Consider the following 16949-nt stretch of genomic DNA (forward strand, 5'->3'; position numbering starts at 1 on the left):
CCCTGCGAAGGGGGATCTTCAGGCCCCGCGAGTTCCCAGCTTTTCACTCAGAAAATCAATAAAACACCGGATCCTGGTGCTGACCGTCTGATCGCTGTAATACACCGCGTGTAATGGCATGGCGATGCGCAGGGTATCCGGCACCAGCAGTTTCACCAGATCTCCTCGTGCAATATCCTCATCGGTCATAAAATCTGACAGACAGGCAATGCCGTTGCCCTGTAAACACAGCCTGCGCAGCGTCTCACCACTTCCTGAACTGATAAACGGCGTAACCGTCAGTTGCTGGCCGTCCGCACACAGCAGTGGCCATTTGTTCAGCGCCACCACTTCGTTAAAACCCAGACAGCGGTGTTTCAGCAGATCATCAGCGCGTTGCGGCGTTCCCCATTTTTTCAGGTAATCCGGTGACGCCAGCACGCTGCGGTAGCTCAGCATCAGCTTGCGCGCCCGCAGGCTGGAATCTTCCAGCTCACCGACGCGGATCGCCACATCCACTTTGTGGTCGATGAGATTGATATTGCTCTCGGAAGAAAACAGGGCGAGTGACATCTTCGGGAAACGTTCGGTAAATTCAGCCACCAGCGGCGAGATGATATGCAAAATAACCGGCGTGGCCGCATCGACGCGTAAAATCCCCTGCGGGTCGTCGCGGTTCTCAAGAAGATCGTCTTCCGCGGCTGCCATTTCATGGAGGATCTTCTGCACCCGGACGAAATAACGCTCGCCCTCGTGCGTCAGGCTTATCTGGCGCGTGGTACGGTTGAGCAGGGTGATGCCCAGTTTTTGCTCCAGACGTTTTAGTGTCCGGCTGACCACGGAATTATCCTGCCCCAGCTGTTCTGCCGCGCGGCTGAAACTGCCGCTTTCTACCACGGTGACAAAGGTAATCAACTCTTCAGAACTGGCTCGCATTGTTGTTACTCCAGCATAAATAAATTGATACTTTGGTTATTTCTGTCATTTAAGCACAAGCAGATAATAGCCGCCATCAAATCGATATTCATGTGGAGTAAAGGTTATGCCGCTTGCACTATTAGCACTGACTATCAGTGCGTTCGCTATAGGAACAACAGAGTTTGTTAGCGTAGGCCTTGTGCCGACCATCGCGCAGCAACTGGGCGTTTCAGTCCCGTCAGCCGGCTTGCTGGTATCCATTTACGCGCTCGGCGTGGCGATTGGCGCACCGGTTCTGACTGCGCTGACTGGCCGCGTACCGCGCAAAACGTTGCTGATTGGCCTGATGGTGCTGTTCACGCTGGGTAATTTGCTGGCGTGGCAGTCTCCGAATTACAACACGCTGGTGATGGCACGCCTGCTGACCGGTCTGGCGCATGGTGTGTTCTTCTCGATTGGCTCGACCATCGCCACCAGTCTGGTGTCGAAAGAAAAAGCCGCTTCTGCCATTGCGCTGATGTTTGGCGGTCTGACCGTGGCGCTGGTGACGGGTGTGCCGCTCGGGACATTTATCGGTCAGCATTTCGGCTGGCGTGAAACGTTCCTCGCAGTGTCGCTGATTGGTGTTATCGCCATCATCGCCAGCGCGATCCTGGTACCGAATAACATCAAAAACAAACCGGCAGCGCGTATTGCCGATCAGGTTAAAGTGCTGATGAATCCACGCCTGTTGCTGATTTACGCGATTACCGCATTGGGTTACGGCGGTGTGTTCACCACCTTTACGTTTCTTGCCCCGATGATGCAGGAGCAGGCCGGTTTCTCCGCCAGTATGGTGAGCTGGATCTTGCTGGCGTACGGCGTCTCAGTGGCTATCGGCAATATCTGGGGTGGCAAGCTGGCTGACCGTCATGGTGCAGTCAAAGCCCTGACGATTATTTTTGCCGCACTTGCCGTGTTGTTGCTGATTTTCCAGTTCACTTCAGGTTTCGGTATTCCGGCATTAATCACGCTGATGGTGATGGGGGTTTTCGCCTTCGGCAACGTACCGGGATTGCAGGTTTACGTGGTGCAAAAGGCAGAAGAAGTGACACCTGATGCGGTCGATGTCGCCTCCGGTCTGAACATTGCAGCATTTAACGTCGGTATTGCTTTAGGTTCCGTGATTGGCGGGCAGGTGGTTTCTACCCTTGGTCTGGCGCAAACGCCATGGATTGGCGCGGTGATCGTCGCGGGTGCACTGCTGCTTGTTCGTCTGAGCGGGCATCTCGACTGCAAACCGAAAGCAGCACTGGCCTGATTTCCCTGCATTCTGTGTCTTCACGGCTCGCTTCGGCGGGCCGTTTTTGTTTTTGTGCTAGCCTGTAGATGTGACCAGGTTGTATACCAATGTAAACAGATTTGGCCTGAGCGCCTGCGGGCGTATACTGAACTTTCGCTGTGGGAATCTCTCTCATATAGCAACGATACAACGGGTAAACAGGCGATTAGCGTGCGGAAAAAAACATATGCAATGAGGTATGTCGCAGGTCAGCCCGCTGAGCAAATCTTCCCAGGTGCCCTCGCACATTTAGGGCCGGATTTGCCGCCGGGTGCTGCGCTACCCAACTCGAATATTCTGCGCGTCATGGTGTGGAATATCTTTAAACAGCAGCGGGCTGACTGGTTGTCAGTTCTGCGCGATTACGGCAAAGATGCGCAACTGGTGTTACTTCAGGAGGCGCAGACGACGCCCGAACTGATCCGTTTTGCGACATCCAACTATCTGGCCGCCGATCAGGTGCCTGCGTTTATGTTGCCTCAGCACCCCTCTGGCGTGATGACACTCTCTGCAGCACATCCGGTTTATTGTTGCCCGCTGCGGGAGCGTGAGCCGCTTCTGAGGCTGTCTAAATCGGCATTAGTGACGGTCTATCCGCTTCTGGACGGACGTTTGCTGATGGTGGTGAATATTCATGCCGTCAATTTCAGTATCGGTATCGACGTCTACAGCAAACAGCTCGACCCGATTGGTGAGCAGATTGCCAACCATAAAGGGCCGGTGATTATGGCGGGGGATTTCAATGCCTGGAGCAAACAGCGCATTAACGCGCTGTATGGCTTTGCGGGGAATATCCATCTGGAGGAAGTGCGTTTCCCTTCTGACTACCGTAAGCGGGCGTTTGGCAGGCCGCTGGATTTCATCTTCTACCGTGACCTGAGCGTCACCAGTGCGTCGGTGATGGAAACGCGAGCTTCTGACCACAACCCGTTGCGGGTAGAGTTCATGGCCAGTAAACCGCTGGTGCTGTAACGTTTTTTTTGTTGTTCAAAAGAAGGTGGCACAAAAGAGCGCCGGTCAAAAAACGCAGACATAAAAAAAGCACCCGGAATATTCAGGGTGCTTTTTTATTGCCGGTACCGGTCAGAATCAGGTATCAGGACTCATCTTGTTGCTGACGAACAACGTTAACTTGTTGCCCGGCTGCAGGTTGTCTGCATTGGTGTTCCAGCGCATCACATCTTTGATGTTGACGCCGTGACGCTTAGCAATGCTCGACAATGAATCGCCTTTACGCACCTGATAAGTGATGCTGCCGCCATTGGCACTGGTATCGCTGACGCTGTTATCCGCCACCTGCAGTGTTTGCCCAACTTTTAACGCGCCTGCTGAGCGCAAATTGTTCCAACGCTGTAAATCACGGGTCTTCACATTCAGCCGGGCTGCAATGCCAGACAAGCTGTCGCCGGAGCGAACCTTGTACTGTTTTGCACCTGACGGAGTGTTGCTGGCCAGTTTGGTTTCCTGTACTGCGGCAATATCGCCATCAGCCAGTGAATCTTTTAACTGGTCGGCATGCGCCTTCGGCAGAACGATGTAATGCGGGCCATTCGGCGCGGTTACATTTTTCTTGTAGCCAGTGTTAAACGACTTGAGCTTGGTGAGGGACATACCCGCCATCTCCGCCGCCTGGGTCAGCTGCATCTGCTGTCCGACTTCAACACGCGCCAGGGCACGGTCTTCACTCGGTTTCGGCAGGCTGATACCGTATTTTTTGCTGTGCTTGAGAATGTCGCTCAGGGCTAACATCTTCGGCACATAAATCGATGTTTCACGTGGAAGCGCCAGCGCCCAGAAGTCAGTCGAACGACCCTTGGCTTTGTTCGCTTTCACCGCTTGCATCACGCGGCCTTCACCACTGTTATACGCAGCAACGGTCAGTAACCAGTCGCCACCAAACATCTTGTTCAGGCGTTGCATCATATCAAGCGCAGCAGTTGTCGAAGCCACAACATCGCGGCGACCGTCATACCACTGGTTTTGTTTCAAACCATAGTTTCGACCCGTTTGAGGCACAATCTGCCACAACCCTGCAGCGTTAGCTGATGAGGTTGCTTTAGGGTCAAAAGCGCTCTCCACTATGGGTAGCAGTACCAGTTCCATCGGCATATTACGTTTCTTAATCTGCTCGGTGATCCAGTACATGTACGGCTCTGCCCGTAATGTTACATCGTGGAGATAGCTCTTATTCTTTAAATATTTAACTCTTTGTTCGCGGATCCGGGGATTATCCGGAACCTTCATCTTCAGCTCGTCGCCTATGAAGTTCCACAAATTTTGTTGGGAGACGGTGTCGTTTCCATCCAACCATCCCCCAGAGGCCGCTCGGCCATCATCTGTGTACTGTCCTGCTTCACTTTGACTTGCTGAAGACAAACTCTGTGCATGTTGTTCCGGTACCTTCACGCCCTGCCTGGACGCCTGGCAACCTGTGAGCAACATGGAGGCGATTATTAGGATCGCGTTTGCCTTCATGTGTGTGTCATAGTTGCTTAAAAGACGAGCGATAATACTTTGCTTCGAAAAAAAACACAACCTTTGGGGCTAAAAGCTATCTTTGAGTGCCCTTAAATGGGCGAAAACCTGCCAGTCAGGCTTTAAGGGATCGTTAAGGTTTAATTTGTTTTGTAAATCAACATCATCACAACGTAAAAAGAGGTTGATTTTACGCTCAAGACCGAGGGTAGAAGGCAGGGAAGATTGTCCCTTTTCACGCATTTGTTGCACTTTGTGCTCATGAGAATGAATATCATGATCCTGCGGTAAAATGGAGCGCGCAAACTTAAGATTTGAGAGAGTGTACTCATGTGCGGCGCAGACTAATGTTTCATCAGGCAGCGCTGCTAAGCGTTGAAACGACTGGTACATTTGCTCCGGGGTGCCTTCAAATAAACGGCCACATCCGGCGGAAAACATCGTGTCTCCGCAGAAAAGATAAGGCGCGCTATAGTATGAAATGTGACCAAGAGTGTGCCCGGGCGTAGCAAAGATCTGCCATTCCAGACCGCCAATTACCAATTTATCTCCATTTTTAAGACTAATCTGACTAAATTTGTTCTCGGTTTCGTGAGGTCCGTACACTTTCAGACCCGGAAAATGGCTGCAAATCTCATCAACACCCCCAACATGGTCGTGATGATGATGAGTCAGAAGGATAGCGGTCGGGGTTAAATTGGCCTTTTTCAGCGCGGCTAAAACAGGCGCAGCTTCACCCGGATCGACAATCAGGCAATGCCCTTGCTGGTCATCGAGCATCCAAATGTAATTGTCCTGCAAGGCAGGAATACTGATAAGATTCATGGCAACCTCTCTTTGGCAACTGCTTGAAAGAAGATAACAAACTATGCGACCAGCCCGCGCCCGTAAGAAAATAGTTGCACCGGCTTCATGGGAAGATATCCCATGCGGCGACTACTACCGTGCCGCGCTTGAGCAACAACTGCAACCCTGGTGGGGCAAACTTTACGGGTTCCACCTGCTGAAAATCGGCGCATTAAGTGCCGAAATCGATGCTCAGGCCTGTCCGATCTCGCATCAGGTGAACTTCGCACCGGAAGGTGAGGGGCTGCATGTTCAGGGCGATCCTTACTCTTTACCGTTTGCGGCAAAATCGGTGGATGCCTGCCTGCTTAGCCATACGCTGGCTTACGCGGATGACCCGCACCGCATACTGCGTGAAGTGGATCGTGTGCTGATTGATGACGGCTGGATGGTGCTCAGCAGCTTTAATCCGCTCAGTCTTTTAGGTATCGGCAAACTGATGCCGGTGTTTCGTAAACGCCAGCCCTACAGCAGCCGTTTATTTACACAGATGCGTCTGCTCGACTGGCTGTCTTTGCTCAATTATGAAGTGATGGTTCACCGGCGTTTTCACGTGCTGCCGTGGAAAAAGAATGGCGGAAAATTATTGAGTACGCATCTTCCTGCGCTGGGATGTATGACGCTGATCATTGCCCGCAAAAGGACTTTCCCGCTGACACCTACCGCGAAAAAAGTCCTCGCACAGAAACAAAAAATACCGCAAGCGGTGGGGGCGACTAAAAGTTACCGGGAAGAGCATCGGGATTGAGTTGAGAAAAAAATGACCGATGCCAGCCGTTTAATTCTCAGCCTGATATCCCACATCTTCCAGCGTCGGATTCCCCGCCGCTTCTTTCGCCAGCACGTCGCACCGCTCATTCTCCGGGTGCCCGGCGTGGCCTTTGACCCACATCCAGTTCAGCTGATGCGTCTGGATGGCGGCGTCGAGGCGTTTCCACAAATCGACATTTTTCACCGGTTTTTTGTCTGCTGTTTTCCAGCCACGCTTCTTCCAGTTGTGGATCCAGGTGGTAATGCCCTGGCGCACATACTGGCTGTCGGTGCTCAGCGTCACTTCGCACGGCGTGCTCAGTGCTTCAAGCGCCACAATCGCCGCCATCATTTCCATGCGGTTATTGGTGGTCAGACGGAAACCCGCGCTGAACTCTTTTTCGTGTTGCTTATAGCGTAAAATCGCACCGAAACCGCCGGGACCGGGATTACCCAGGCAGGAGCCGTCGGTGAAAATTTCTACCTGTTTGGTCATATCTGGCAGGCTCTGTCATCAAAAGTAAAAACCAAGTCTGACATAAACCGCTGTGCCCGGCACAGCAATATCTTGGGGTGTAACTGTCTGAAAGCGGGGCGCCAGGGTGCCTTTGTAACAGGTTTGACCGTCAGTAATGACTCTTTTGGCTGGAGAGCGCTGTCTTTTGCAATATAATAGGAAACTGCAGAGTGCCAGTTCAAAACTCTGAGTGAGTTCCGACTTTCATGGTTTTTTCACTGCCAATTTTTCAATGCTTTAAGGATGTCTAATGAGAAATGTAACGGTTTCTGCAACACAAATGAGCTGCAGCTGGGATCTGGAAAAGAATATTGTTAACGCTGAGAAACTGGTTCGCCAGGCTCATTCTAAAGGCGCGCAAGTTATTCTGATCCAGGAACTTTTTGCTGCGCCTTACTTCTGTATTGATCAGAGCCCTGAGCATTACAGCCTGGCACAGGAGCTGGACAACAGCCCGCTGATCCGCCATTTCTCTGCGCTGGCGAAAGAACTGGAAGTGGTACTGCCTCTGAGCTTCTTTGAAAAGTGCAATAACGCCTATTACAACTCGCTGGTCATGATTGATGCTGACGGCAGTGTGCTGGATGTTTACCGCAAAACTCACATTCCGAACGGCCCGGCCTATCAGGAAAAACAATTCTTCATTCCGGGCGACACCGGTTTCAAAGTGTGGAATACCCGTTACGCGAAAATCGGCGTAGGCATTTGCTGGGATCAGTGGTTCCCGGAAACTGCACGTTGCCTGGCTCTGCAGGGCGCGGAAATCATTTTCTACCCGACGGCGATCGGTTCAGAACCGGCTTATCCGGAAATCGACAGCCAGCCACACTGGACCCGCGTTCAGCAGGGGCACGCTGCGGCCAACCTGGTGCCGGTGATTGCCTCTAACCGTATCGGTACCGAAAAAAGCAAATTCATTCCTGATTATGAAATGACCTTCTACGGATCTTCATTTATTGCTGATCAGACCGGTGCGCTGGTTGAACAGGCTAACAAGACCGAAGAAGCCGTGCTGGTTCATACCTTCGATCTGGATGCCATCGCTGCACAGCGCGCATCGTGGGGTCTGTTCCGCGACCGCCGACCTGAAATGTATGGCGCAATCGCGACCTCTGACGGTTCAACAAGGAAATAACTGATGTCTTCTATTGATATCAATCCTCAGGCTGAAGGTTTTGCGATGCCCGCTGAATGGGCATCGCAGCAGGCTGTCTGGATGATCTGGCCTTACCGCACCGATAACTGGCGCTCTAACGGGCGTCCGGCACAGCTGGCTTTCGCCAACGTGGCTGCCGCGATTGCCACCACCACGCCGGTATTGATGGCCGTTCCCGCAGCGGAAATGGTAAATGCGCGTGAAGTGATGCCTGCGCAGATTACGCTGGTGGAAATGGAAAGCGACGACGCCTGGATGCGCGATACGGGCCCGACCATCGTGGTCAATCCGCAAGGCGAGCGTCTGGCCATCGACTGGACATTTAACGCCTGGGGCGGCTTTAACGGCGGTCTGTATTCGAGCTGGGAACGCGACCAGCTGGTAGCCCGTCAGGTGGCGAACTATCAGCACATTCCTTATGTGTCGACGGATCTGGTGCTGGAAGGGGGTTCCATTCATGTCGACGGCGAAGGCACCCTGCTGACCACAGCAGAATGCCTGCTCAATCCGAACCGTAACCCTCATCTTTCCAAAGCTGACATTGAAGCGCAGTTGCAGAAATACCTCGGCGTGAAGCAATTCATCTGGCTGGAAGACGGCGTATTTAACGACGAAACCGACGGACACATCGACAATATGTGCTGCTTCGTGCGTCCGGGTGAAGTCGCTTTGCACTGGACTGACGACGAGCAAGACCCGCAGTACGCGCGCTCTGCCGCCGCCTTAAAAGTGCTGGAAGCCACGAAAGATGCCAGAGGGCGCAGCCTGAAAATCTGGAAAATGCCTTCGCCTCCTGTGATGCACGCCACCGCAGAAGAGACGATTGGCGTATTGCCGGGTACGGCGATTGAACGTGTGGAAGGTAACCGTCTGGCGGCGTCTTATGTCAATTACCTGATCAGCAATAACCACATCATCTTCCCGTTGCTCGATGCGAGAACCGATAAGCTGGCTGAAGCAATGTTTGCGCAAATGTATCCGGATTATAAAATCACCGGTATTCCGGCCCGTGAAATTCTGCTGGGTGGTGGTAACATTCACTGCATTACGCAGCAAATCCCCGCGTAAGATAAAGTGCCCGGCGCGTGTCTGTATTCGTGCCGGGCAGACTGTTTTTGCCATTGACCGTCAGCGTTGGAAAATGACCCATGGATTTACAAAACACATCTAACAGGATCGTCGTTCTCGATACTGAAACCACCGGTATGAATAAACTCGGCGTCCATTACGAAGGGCACCGGATTATCGAAATCGGTGCTGTTGAAGTGGTTAACCGTCGTCTGACGGGGCGCAATTTCCATGTTTATCTCAAACCCGATCGTCTGGTGGATCCGGAAGCCTTCGGCGTTCACGGTATCAGTGACGAATTCCTCGCCGATAAGCCGACTTTCGCCGAGGTAGCTGATGACTTTATCGAGTACATTCGCGGCAGCGAATTAGTCATTCATAACGCGACGTTCGACATCGGCTTTATGGATTACGAATTCGATATGCTCGGCCGTAATCTGCCGAAAACCGAGACGTTCTGTAAAATCACCGACAGCCTGGCGATGGCGCGTAAGCTGTTCCCCGGCAAGCGTAATAACCTCGATGCCCTGAGCGATCGTTACCTGATCGATAACAGTAAACGTACGCTGCACGGCGCATTGCTTGACTCCGAAATTCTTGCCGAAGTTTATCTGATGATGACCGGCGGCCAGACCAGCATTAAATTTACCCACGAAGGCGAGCAAAATACCGGTGCAGACGGGCTCGGGATCCAGCGCGTGGCGCGTCCTGCTTCAGGGTTAAAAGTGATCGCGGCAAATGAGCAGGAACTGGCGTGGCACGAAGAAAGATTGGATCTGGTGGTGAAAAAGGGCGGCAGTTGTTTGTGGCGTTCGTAAGCCACTTTCCCTGACTTTTGGATTGAAAATATCCAGCCTGCGGAAAAACTGTGCGGTTGATTGAAAATATCAGGAAAAGCATTGACGTAAGGGCGGGCATTCCTTAATATCCGCTCCGTTCTTAACCAGAACAAAACGCGGAGCGGTAGTTCAGTTGGTTAGAATACCTGCCTGTCACGCAGGGGGTCGCGGGTTCGAGCCCCGTCCGTTCCGCCACTATTCAGAAGCCCTGAGTGAGAAATCACTCAGGGCTTCGTCGTTTCTGCCATCCTGGCTATTTCCTTCCTTGTATCAGGCTGTTACTCCGTTTCGGTTTTCATATAGCCCATTGCGCCGCTGGCTACGCGATCATGACGGGCGATGTAACGATAGAAACCGCCAGACAGAAATGCGCCGATAAACCAGCTGAAGTTCGCCACCTGATGCAGGCCCGGCGTAAAGCTTATCACCAGACCAATCACCACTGCAGGCACCAGGGCAGCAATCGCTTTCGGGTTGAACCCGTTGCGATACCAGTAACGGCCTGAAGGCGTGGCGTTAAACAGCGCATCGACATCCATATGACCGCGTTTGATCAGATAATAATCCGCCAGCAAAATCCCGAACAATGGCCCGATAAATGCCCCCAGGACGTCCAGCGTATAGTGGATAATTTCCGGTGACTGGAACAGATTCCACGGCGTCAGCAGCACAGACCCGACAGCGGCGATCATCCCGCCGGTACGGAAACTGATTTTCTGCGGTGAACAGTTAGAGAAGTCGAATGCCGGCGACACGAAGTTCGCCACGATATTGATACCGATGGTGGCGATGATCATGGTCAGCAGACCCAGCGCCACTGCCACACTGTTGCCCACGCGGCTGACGGTTTCAATAGGATCGGTAATCATCTGGCCGAACAGCGATTGCGTCCCTGAAACAATCACCACGGTCACAATTGAGAACAGCAGAAAGTTAAACGGCAGACCCCAGCGGTTACCGCGACGGATTTCACCCATGCTTTTGGCGTAGCGGGAGAAGTCGCCAAAGTTCAGCAGCGGACCAGAGAAATAAGAGACCACCAGCGCCGTAGCAGTCAGCATTTCCCAACCTTGCTGGCCGACCGTCAGGGTTTTGGTTGATAACGTAAAGGAGATATTGCTCAGTCCGGTTTTATACAAAATCCAGCCTGCCAGCAACAGCATAACGACATATACCGCCGGGCCCGCCACATCGATAAAACGCTTAATCGCACTCATGCCGTGCCAGAACACCATCGCCTGAAGCACCCACATAATGCCGAAACATACCCATCCCAGCGCCGACAATCCGAGCCAGTGTGGAACGGTCATTGACGTCAGCGCGGGGAAGAATTTCAGCAGTACCAGCATTAACGCGTTTGCCGCCAGATAGGTCTGAATGCCGTACCAGGCGAAGGCGATCAGCCCGCGGATCACCGCCGGAATATTCGCCCCGAATACCCCAAATGCCTGACGGCAAATCACTGCGTAAGGCACACCGGCCTGCTGGCTCGGTTTCGCCACCAGGTTGGCACAAATCTGCACGATACAAATCCCGCACAGTAAGCACAGCAACACCTGCCAGCTGGTCAGACCCAGGGTGAAGAAACTCGCGGCGACCACATAGCCGCCCATGCTGTGCACATCGGACATCCAGAAAGAAAATATGTTGTACCAGCTCCAGTTCTGGTCACGCGTGGGCGCTAAATCATCGTTACACAGTTTCGGGCTGTAATAAGGTTTGATGATCCCGGCGCTGTGCTCAGATGACGCCGTGGCGGAGGTGATTTCCTGATTTGGCATAAATCGTGCTCCTGTCATAAACAACATGTGAAAGTCGGAAGCCGGAGACCGGCTGCCAAAAGTTAAAAAGCAGTCACGGGAGCACTGCATGAATCAGGCCAAATTTCACTTTTTGTATACAAAAATTAACTTTCATGTATACGATTAAATTCTCGAACGGTATACGGAGTAACGGCAATGACCAGTTGGAACGGGCTTAATACGGCCTATTTTACCGAGGATAAGGACGACCATATTTATAACGCGCTGGTGAAATCTATTGTGGAACACCAGCTTTTGCCGGGCAACAAACTGCCGGAAGAAGCGCTGGCTGAGGTATTTTCCGTCAGCCGCACCGGTATCCGTCGGGTGTTACAACGCCTTGCCGCAGTGCAACTGGTGACGATATTGCCCAAGCGTGGTGCGTATGTGACCGCGCCGGATGCTGCTGAGGCTCGCGACGTTTTCTCGACCCGTAAAATTCTTGAATGCGCCAACCTGCCGCTGGTGATTGCCCGTTGTCAGTCGACACATCTGGTCGCCCTGAAGAAACTGGTGCAGGAAGAAAAGCGTGCCCATGACCAACGGGACGGTGCTGCGGCAATCCGTCTGTCTGCTGCTTTTCACGTCCAGCTTCAGGCCATTTCCGGCAATAAAGTCCTGACCGAATCTGTCTCTCAGCTCACATTGCGATCTTCACTGGCGATCGCTGCCTGGGGCGCGCCGTGGCAGCAGGGTTGCCGTTGCCATGATCACGACGATCTGCTGGAACTGTTGAAAAAACGCGACACGGCGGCGTTGTCCGACAGCATGGCGCAGCATTTTGACAGCATCGTCGCCAGCCTGCGCTTTGAGCAAAACAAAGGGCCGACGCCTGATTTCGCGCAGATTTTTGCCGCTCAGATGCCGGTCACAGAAAAGGGCACCGACTGATGGCGAATTCACTTTGTATACAACTGATCAATCCCAATACCAGTCTGGCGATGACCGAAGTGATGGCGCAAACCGCCCGTTCGGTGGCGGCGCCGGATACGCAAATTTTGGCCGTCTGTCCTGAAGAAGGTGCGCCCTCCATTGAAGGACATTTCGATGAAGCGATTGCCACGCTCGGCGTATTGCAGCAGATAAAAGCCGGGCGGGATGCGGGTGTCGGCGGGCACATTATTGCCTGCTTCGGTGACCCCGGTTTACTGGCTGCCCGCGAACTGGTGCGTGCGCCGGTTGTCGGCATTGCCGAAGCGGCGATGCATCTGGCGACAATGGTGGCGACGCGATTCTCTGTCGTCACGACCTTGCCGCGCACGCTGACCATCGCCCGGCATTTACTGCATCAGTACGGATTTGAGCGTCATTGCGCCGCTTTGCACGCTATTGATTTACCCGTCTTATCACTGGAGGACGGCAGCGGGCTGGCGCAACAGAAAGTGCGCGAGCAATGTATTGCGGCGAAAAAATCCGACGGCAGCGGGGCGATTGTGCTGGGTTGTGGCGGAATGGCCGATCTGGCGCAGGAACTGACGCTTGAGCTGAATATACCGGTGATCGACGGTGTCAGCGCGGCGGTCAAAATGGTCGAGTCACTGGCGTCTTTACGCCTGACGACCAGTAAACACGGTGATCTGGATTATCCGCTGAAAAAACCTTTGTCTGGTCGTTTTGCCGGACTGAATCTGAGAGAACATTATGTCTGATTTTGATTACGGTTTTACTGATGCTTACCCGCGCGACTTAATCGGCTACGCCGGACGCCCGCCCCACGCCAACTGGCCGGGCAACGCCCGTATCGCGGTGCAGTTTGTCCTCAATTACGAAGAGGGCGCAGAAAATAACGTTCTGCATGGTGATGCCGGTTCCGAACAATTCCTCTCTGACATCATCGGTGCCGCCAGTTTCCCAGACCGTCACATGTCGATGGATTCCCTTTACGAATACGGTTCCCGTGCGGGTTTCTGGCGCATCCACAATGAGTTTCAGAAACGCGGCTTACCGCTGACCGTTTTCGGTGTGGCGATGGCGCTGGCGCGCAATCCGGAAATCGTCAGCGCGATCAAAGCAGCGGATTACGACGTCGTCAGCCACGGCTGGCGCTGGATCCACTATCAGAATATGAGCAAAGCCGAAGAAGCGGAACATATGCAAAAAGCCATCACCGTGCTGCGCGACCTGTTTGGCAAAGCGCCATCCGGCTGGTACACCGGCCGCGACAGCCCGAACACGCGTCAGCTCGTGGCGGAGTCTGGCGGATTCCAGTATGACAGCGATTATTACGGCGATGACCTGCCTTTCTGGACGCCGGTGAAACTGGAAAATGGTGAAACTAAACAGCATCTGGTGATCCCGTACACGCTGGAAACCAACGACATGCGGTTTGCCTCTCCGCAGGGGTTCAATACCGGAGAGCAGTTTTACACTTACCTCAAAGACACCTTTGACGTGTTGTACGAAGAAGGGGAAACCTCGCCGAAAATGATGTCGATCGGGATGCACTGCCGGATCCTGGGACGCCCCGGGAGATTTCGCGCTTTACAGCGGTTTCTCGATTACGTCGAATCGCATGATCGCGTATGGGTTTGTAAGCGGCAGGACATTGCCGACCATTGGGTTAAACATTTCGGTGTTTAATCGCGAAATTCAAATTCAAATTCAAATTCAAAACCTTGGGCTCGCCGCCCAAACTGGCCCAGAGGACGTGTAAGCGCGCGCCCTCTGGACTCCCGCGCTTTTTCACTGCGCGCTCTGCTCGTTGGCTATGTTTCATAAGCCATAGCGATAGCCGCAAAATCTCGCCGCTCCGCGGTGCCCTCCGTTCGGGTTACAACCCGCGCAAAAAGACGCGCGGTTTTCCACCTCTCCTCTGGCGCGATTTTGGAACCGGCCTCAGGCTTCAACTTCACAACCTCACTATATTTTTTAAAAAGCCCACGGGCGATTCAGAAATCTTGCCGAACGGAGCGGCCTGAAGACCTGAGGCTTCAGGACCGAGAGAGGGAACCGCGTAGCGGCAAGATTTCCAGCCTGACTCTGTGATACCTGAAACATAGCCAGCGAGCGATAGCGCTGGTTGAAAAAGCGGGGAGAGATCCAAGAGAGGGAAAGCACTTCCCTCTCTTGGGCGGTTTCGGCGCAGCGCGATAAGTGATCGCTATTATTGAGAAACCGAAATTGTCACCGGTCAGGTTTCCCCTCCGTGGTAACCAAAACTCCCCTTCGGTGAAACCGAAAAAAAGTTTCCTCAGCTTTCCAAAGCTGAACCGCCCAATGGTTCGGTCAAACCATCAGACTCACATGGGCCGCCACAATCTTCCAGCCACTCGCCATCTTCACCCACGTCTGCTGCTGACGGCCAATTTTATCGCTGCCTTCACGGCGAAATTCCGTGCTGGCCACCGCCATGTCATCGCCAAACGTGGTGATGGTGGTGTTGACCAGATCCCTGTTCAACCCCTGTGACGAGCGCGCTGAGCGGAACGCGCGGATGGCTTCAATGCCGTAAAGATTTTCACCCGCACCGTAGCGCACGGTACGCGGGTCGTGCCAGAAAAGTTCGTCGAGTACGGCGGTATCGTTGGTGATCAGCGCCTGTTCATAGCGATAAAATGCCGCATTCATTTCGGCAAGGATCGCCGGGCGGTCGATATGTTCAGTTTTCATGATTCGTCTCTTTACTCTTTTTACTTCACCCTGGAAAACGGGGATGCAGGTTTTTACGCGGGCATCACCGGAGAACTGCTGACGTTCACTATTCCCTGTAATTCCAATGCCCGTGCAGCGCGCAGGCACAGGTCTTCACGCCACGGCGGGGCAATCAGTTGTAATCCAATCGGCAGGCCGGCTGATGTCGTGACCGGCACCGTCACCACCGGTAAACCGAGGAATGAAATCGGCTGTGTCAGCATGCCCATATTGGCACGTGTTGGCAGATCCTCACCGTTAATTCTGATCGTGTCCTGACCAATCAGCGTCGCCGGGCATGGCGTGGCCGGCGCGATCAAAATGTCCCAGTGATCAAACAGGGGCAAGATTTGTTCCTGAAAATGCTGACGAAAACGCTGTGCCTGTACGTACCACGCCGCCGGGATCATCGCACCGGCCAGTAAACGCTCGCGGGATAATGGCTCAAACTGCTGCGGAATGCTGCGCAGTTTTGGCAAATACTGATTACCGCCTTCAGAAGCACTGATGATAAATGCCGCTGAACGCGCCAGTTCGGCCTGCGGCAATTCAACTTCATCCTGCGCCTCCAGAGCCTGCGCAATCTGACGCACCGCCGCTTTAGCGTGGTCATCGCACCAGGTAGAAAAATATCCGCCCAGTACCGCGGTGCGCAAACCCTGCTGGCCGCGTGCGAGCTGAGAAAACGTGGCGGTAACGGGTTTATCTGCCTGAAAGTGATCCTGCGGATCTGTGCCCTGAATCGCGTCATAGACCTGCGACAGATCCTCGCTGCACCGCGCCATCGGGCCGATATGATCGAGGCTGGCGACAAACGGCTGGCTGCCGCGACGTGAAATACGCCCGAAGGTCGGCTTCAGGCCGAGAATACCGCTCAGTGATGCAGGTACGCGGATCGAGCCGTTAGTGTCACTGCCGAGGGTGAAATGCACCAGACCGGCAGCGACTGCCGCGGCTGAACCGCCGGACGATCCTCCGGCGACACGCGCCAGATCCCGCGGATTACGGGTAGCACCGTAATGGCTGTTTTCAGTGGTGAAACCGTATGCGTAAGCATCCATGTTGAGCATGCCGGAAAGCATCGCGCCTTGGGCGGCGAGGCGTGAAACCGTCCACGCATCATGGCGGGCGGCGGCGTTGCTGCTGTTGAGGCTCGCGCCTGCCAGCGTGACTTCACCGGCGACGTCCAGCAGATTTTTCACCGCATAGGGGATGCCTGCCAGCGGCGCAAGTGCGGCACCACTGGCGCGGGTTTTATCGACTTTTGCGGCCTCACTCAGCATGCGCTCGCGGGTGATATGTGTATACGCGTTGATGACCGGATTGGCCTGTTCGACGGCGTCGAGCGTGGCGCTGGCAATTTCTGTCGCAGAGATTTCACCCTGCGCAACCGCCTGATGTAACTGACCAACGGTAAAGCTATCAAAGGATTTCATGCGCGATACACTCTTCATGCTCTATACACCCCGGCAATTTCCAGTCGCGAATCGAACGGTAAATCCATCAGCGGTTGTGCCATCTGGGCGATACGGCTGAACTGTACCAGCAATTCCTGACGACGGGCGTCGTCGAGTTCGAGCGCCAGCACGGTTTCCATCTGGCGGATATAAGCGGCCCAGTCGGTGGCTGCGGGGGTATTTTTCATGCT

The 16949-nt window shown here is 53.7% G+C and carries 17 protein-coding genes and 1 tRNA gene; 10 read left to right on the top strand and 8 right to left on the bottom strand.

Annotated features, from left to right (window positions below; genetic code table 11):
- Positions 1-18: 18 nt before the first annotated feature.
- On the bottom strand, positions 19-915 hold the full coding sequence (yafC, locus tag J1778_RS17585) for a DNA-binding transcriptional regulator YafC (RefSeq protein ID WP_217174266.1): 897 nt from the start codon (positions 913-915) through the stop codon (positions 19-21).
- Between the two features lie 106 nt (positions 916-1021).
- On the opposite strand from yafC, the gene J1778_RS17590 reads away from it, so the two are divergent.
- Both J1778_RS17590 and J1778_RS17595 read left to right on the top strand, forming a co-directional pair.
- A complete protein-coding gene (locus tag J1778_RS17590; RefSeq protein ID WP_217174267.1) occupies positions 1022-2197 on the top strand; it encodes an MFS transporter in 1176 nt (391 codons plus the stop codon).
- Between the two features lie 192 nt (positions 2198-2389).
- Positions 2390-3190, top strand: coding sequence for an endonuclease/exonuclease/phosphatase family protein (locus J1778_RS17595; protein ID WP_217174268.1), 801 nt, complete (start codon positions 2390-2392; stop codon positions 3188-3190).
- A gap of 117 nt (positions 3191-3307) precedes the next feature.
- Here the strand turns inward: J1778_RS17595 and mltD are convergent, their stop codons facing one another.
- Positions 3308-4693 carry a murein transglycosylase D gene (gene mltD / locus J1778_RS17600; protein ID WP_120163220.1) on the bottom strand — a complete coding sequence of 462 codons (1386 nt, stop codon included), beginning with the start codon at positions 4691-4693 and terminating at the stop codon, positions 3308-3310.
- A 69-nt stretch (positions 4694-4762) separates the two neighbouring features.
- Positions 4763-5518: a hydroxyacylglutathione hydrolase gene (gene gloB, locus J1778_RS17605; protein WP_217174269.1), complete on the bottom strand. Its 756-nt coding sequence runs from the start codon at positions 5516-5518 to the stop codon at positions 4763-4765.
- A gap of 43 nt (positions 5519-5561) precedes the next feature.
- On the opposite strand from gloB, the gene J1778_RS17610 reads away from it, so the two are divergent.
- Positions 5562-6287, top strand: coding sequence for a class I SAM-dependent methyltransferase (locus tag J1778_RS17610; protein ID WP_217174270.1), 726 nt, complete (start codon positions 5562-5564; stop codon positions 6285-6287).
- 30 nt (positions 6288-6317) lie between these two features.
- On the opposite strand, the gene rnhA is transcribed toward J1778_RS17610, so the two are convergent.
- Complete coding sequence (rnhA, locus tag J1778_RS17615; RefSeq protein ID WP_056781594.1) at positions 6318-6785, bottom strand: ribonuclease HI; 468 nt, start codon at positions 6783-6785, stop codon at positions 6318-6320.
- Between the two features lie 271 nt (positions 6786-7056).
- Here rnhA and aguB point away from each other — a divergent pair, with 271 nt between their 5' ends.
- The 4 genes from aguB to J1778_RS17635 all read left to right on the top strand — a co-directional run bounded on the left by aguB (position 7057) and on the right by J1778_RS17635 (position 10064).
- Positions 7057-7941, top strand: coding sequence for an N-carbamoylputrescine amidase (aguB, locus tag J1778_RS17620; RefSeq protein ID WP_112290795.1), 885 nt, complete (start codon positions 7057-7059; stop codon positions 7939-7941).
- Positions 7942-7944: 3 nt separating this feature from the next.
- Entirely contained in the window at positions 7945-9030 is a 1086-nt protein-coding gene (aguA, locus tag J1778_RS17625; protein WP_217174271.1) for an agmatine deiminase, read from the top strand.
- Between the two features lie 80 nt (positions 9031-9110).
- Positions 9111-9848: a DNA polymerase III subunit epsilon gene (gene dnaQ, locus J1778_RS17630; protein ID WP_217174272.1), complete on the top strand. Its 738-nt coding sequence runs from the start codon at positions 9111-9113 to the stop codon at positions 9846-9848.
- Between the two features lie 139 nt (positions 9849-9987).
- Positions 9988-10064 (top strand) — tRNA-Asp (locus tag J1778_RS17635).
- Positions 10065-10147: 83 nt separating this feature from the next.
- Here J1778_RS17635 and J1778_RS17640 read toward each other — a convergent pair.
- Positions 10148-11650, bottom strand: coding sequence for an NCS1 family nucleobase:cation symporter-1 (locus J1778_RS17640; protein ID WP_217174273.1), 1503 nt, complete (start codon positions 11648-11650; stop codon positions 10148-10150).
- A 177-nt stretch (positions 11651-11827) separates the two neighbouring features.
- On the opposite strand from J1778_RS17640, the gene J1778_RS17645 reads away from it, so the two are divergent.
- From J1778_RS17645 to puuE, 3 genes are read left to right on the top strand one after another with little or no spacing between them, the layout of a single operon-like run.
- Positions 11828-12562 carry a GntR family transcriptional regulator gene (locus J1778_RS17645; protein ID WP_217174274.1) on the top strand — a complete coding sequence of 245 codons (735 nt, stop codon included), beginning with the start codon at positions 11828-11830 and terminating at the stop codon, positions 12560-12562.
- Complete coding sequence (locus J1778_RS17650; RefSeq protein WP_217174275.1) at positions 12562-13320, top strand: aspartate/glutamate racemase family protein; 759 nt, start codon at positions 12562-12564, stop codon at positions 13318-13320. Before J1778_RS17645 ends, J1778_RS17650 begins: the two co-directional genes overlap by 1 nt.
- The gene (gene puuE / locus J1778_RS17655) at positions 13313-14251 is read left to right on the top strand and encodes an allantoinase PuuE (RefSeq protein ID WP_217174276.1); all 939 of its coding nucleotides are present in this window, start codon (positions 13313-13315) and stop codon (positions 14249-14251) included. The genes J1778_RS17650 and puuE overlap by 8 nt, the downstream gene beginning before the upstream one ends.
- Before the next feature lie 645 nt (positions 14252-14896).
- On the opposite strand, the gene hpxZ is transcribed toward puuE, so the two are convergent.
- Genes hpxZ through hpxX form a run of 3 tightly spaced genes read right to left on the bottom strand, consistent with a single transcriptional unit; the run spans position 14897 to position 16946 of the window.
- Positions 14897-15280: an oxalurate catabolism protein HpxZ gene (gene hpxZ, locus J1778_RS17660; protein WP_217174277.1), complete on the bottom strand. Its 384-nt coding sequence runs from the start codon at positions 15278-15280 to the stop codon at positions 14897-14899.
- A gap of 53 nt (positions 15281-15333) precedes the next feature.
- Complete coding sequence (locus J1778_RS17665) at positions 15334-16737, bottom strand: AtzE family amidohydrolase (protein WP_217174278.1); 1404 nt, start codon at positions 16735-16737, stop codon at positions 15334-15336.
- A 14-nt stretch (positions 16738-16751) separates the two neighbouring features.
- Positions 16752-16946 (bottom strand): oxalurate catabolism protein HpxX, encoded by a 195-nt coding sequence (hpxX, locus tag J1778_RS17670; RefSeq protein WP_217174279.1) that lies wholly within the window; start codon positions 16944-16946, stop codon positions 16752-16754.
- Between the last annotated feature and the right edge of the window lie 3 nt (positions 16947-16949).

The organism is Rahnella bonaserana, from assembly GCF_019049675.1.
Taxonomy (GTDB): domain Bacteria; phylum Pseudomonadota; class Gammaproteobacteria; order Enterobacterales; family Enterobacteriaceae; genus Rahnella; species Rahnella bonaserana.

Excerpts from the sequence above, each read along its gene's own strand:
- puuE (WP_217174276.1), top strand. The coding sequence starts at position 13,313 with ATGTCTGATTTTGATTACGGTTTTACTGATGCTTACCCGCGCGACTTA.
- J1778_RS17640 (WP_217174273.1), bottom strand. The coding sequence starts at position 11,650 with ATGCCAAATCAGGAAATCACCTCCGCCACGGCGTCATCTGAGCACAGC.
- dnaQ (WP_217174272.1), top strand. The coding sequence starts at position 9,111 with ATGGATTTACAAAACACATCTAACAGGATCGTCGTTCTCGATACTGAA.
- mltD (WP_120163220.1), bottom strand. The coding sequence starts at position 4,693 with ATGAAGGCAAACGCGATCCTAATAATCGCCTCCATGTTGCTCACAGGT.
- hpxZ (WP_217174277.1), bottom strand. The coding sequence starts at position 15,280 with ATGAAAACTGAACATATCGACCGCCCGGCGATCCTTGCCGAAATGAAT.
- hpxX (WP_217174279.1), bottom strand. The coding sequence starts at position 16,946 with ATGAAAAATACCCCCGCAGCCACCGACTGGGCCGCTTATATCCGCCAG.
- rnhA (WP_056781594.1), bottom strand. The coding sequence starts at position 6,785 with ATGACCAAACAGGTAGAAATTTTCACCGACGGCTCCTGCCTGGGTAAT.
- J1778_RS17645 (WP_217174274.1), top strand. The coding sequence starts at position 11,828 with ATGACCAGTTGGAACGGGCTTAATACGGCCTATTTTACCGAGGATAAG.
- gloB (WP_217174269.1), bottom strand. The coding sequence starts at position 5,518 with ATGAATCTTATCAGTATTCCTGCCTTGCAGGACAATTACATTTGGATG.
- J1778_RS17610 (WP_217174270.1), top strand. The coding sequence starts at position 5,562 with ATGCGACCAGCCCGCGCCCGTAAGAAAATAGTTGCACCGGCTTCATGG.
- yafC (WP_217174266.1), bottom strand. The coding sequence starts at position 915 with ATGCGAGCCAGTTCTGAAGAGTTGATTACCTTTGTCACCGTGGTAGAA.
- J1778_RS17590 (WP_217174267.1), top strand. The coding sequence starts at position 1,022 with ATGCCGCTTGCACTATTAGCACTGACTATCAGTGCGTTCGCTATAGGA.
- J1778_RS17650 (WP_217174275.1), top strand. The coding sequence starts at position 12,562 with ATGGCGAATTCACTTTGTATACAACTGATCAATCCCAATACCAGTCTG.
- J1778_RS17665 (WP_217174278.1), bottom strand. The coding sequence starts at position 16,737 with ATGAAATCCTTTGATAGCTTTACCGTTGGTCAGTTACATCAGGCGGTT.
- aguB (WP_112290795.1), top strand. The coding sequence starts at position 7,057 with ATGAGAAATGTAACGGTTTCTGCAACACAAATGAGCTGCAGCTGGGAT.
- aguA (WP_217174271.1), top strand. The coding sequence starts at position 7,945 with ATGTCTTCTATTGATATCAATCCTCAGGCTGAAGGTTTTGCGATGCCC.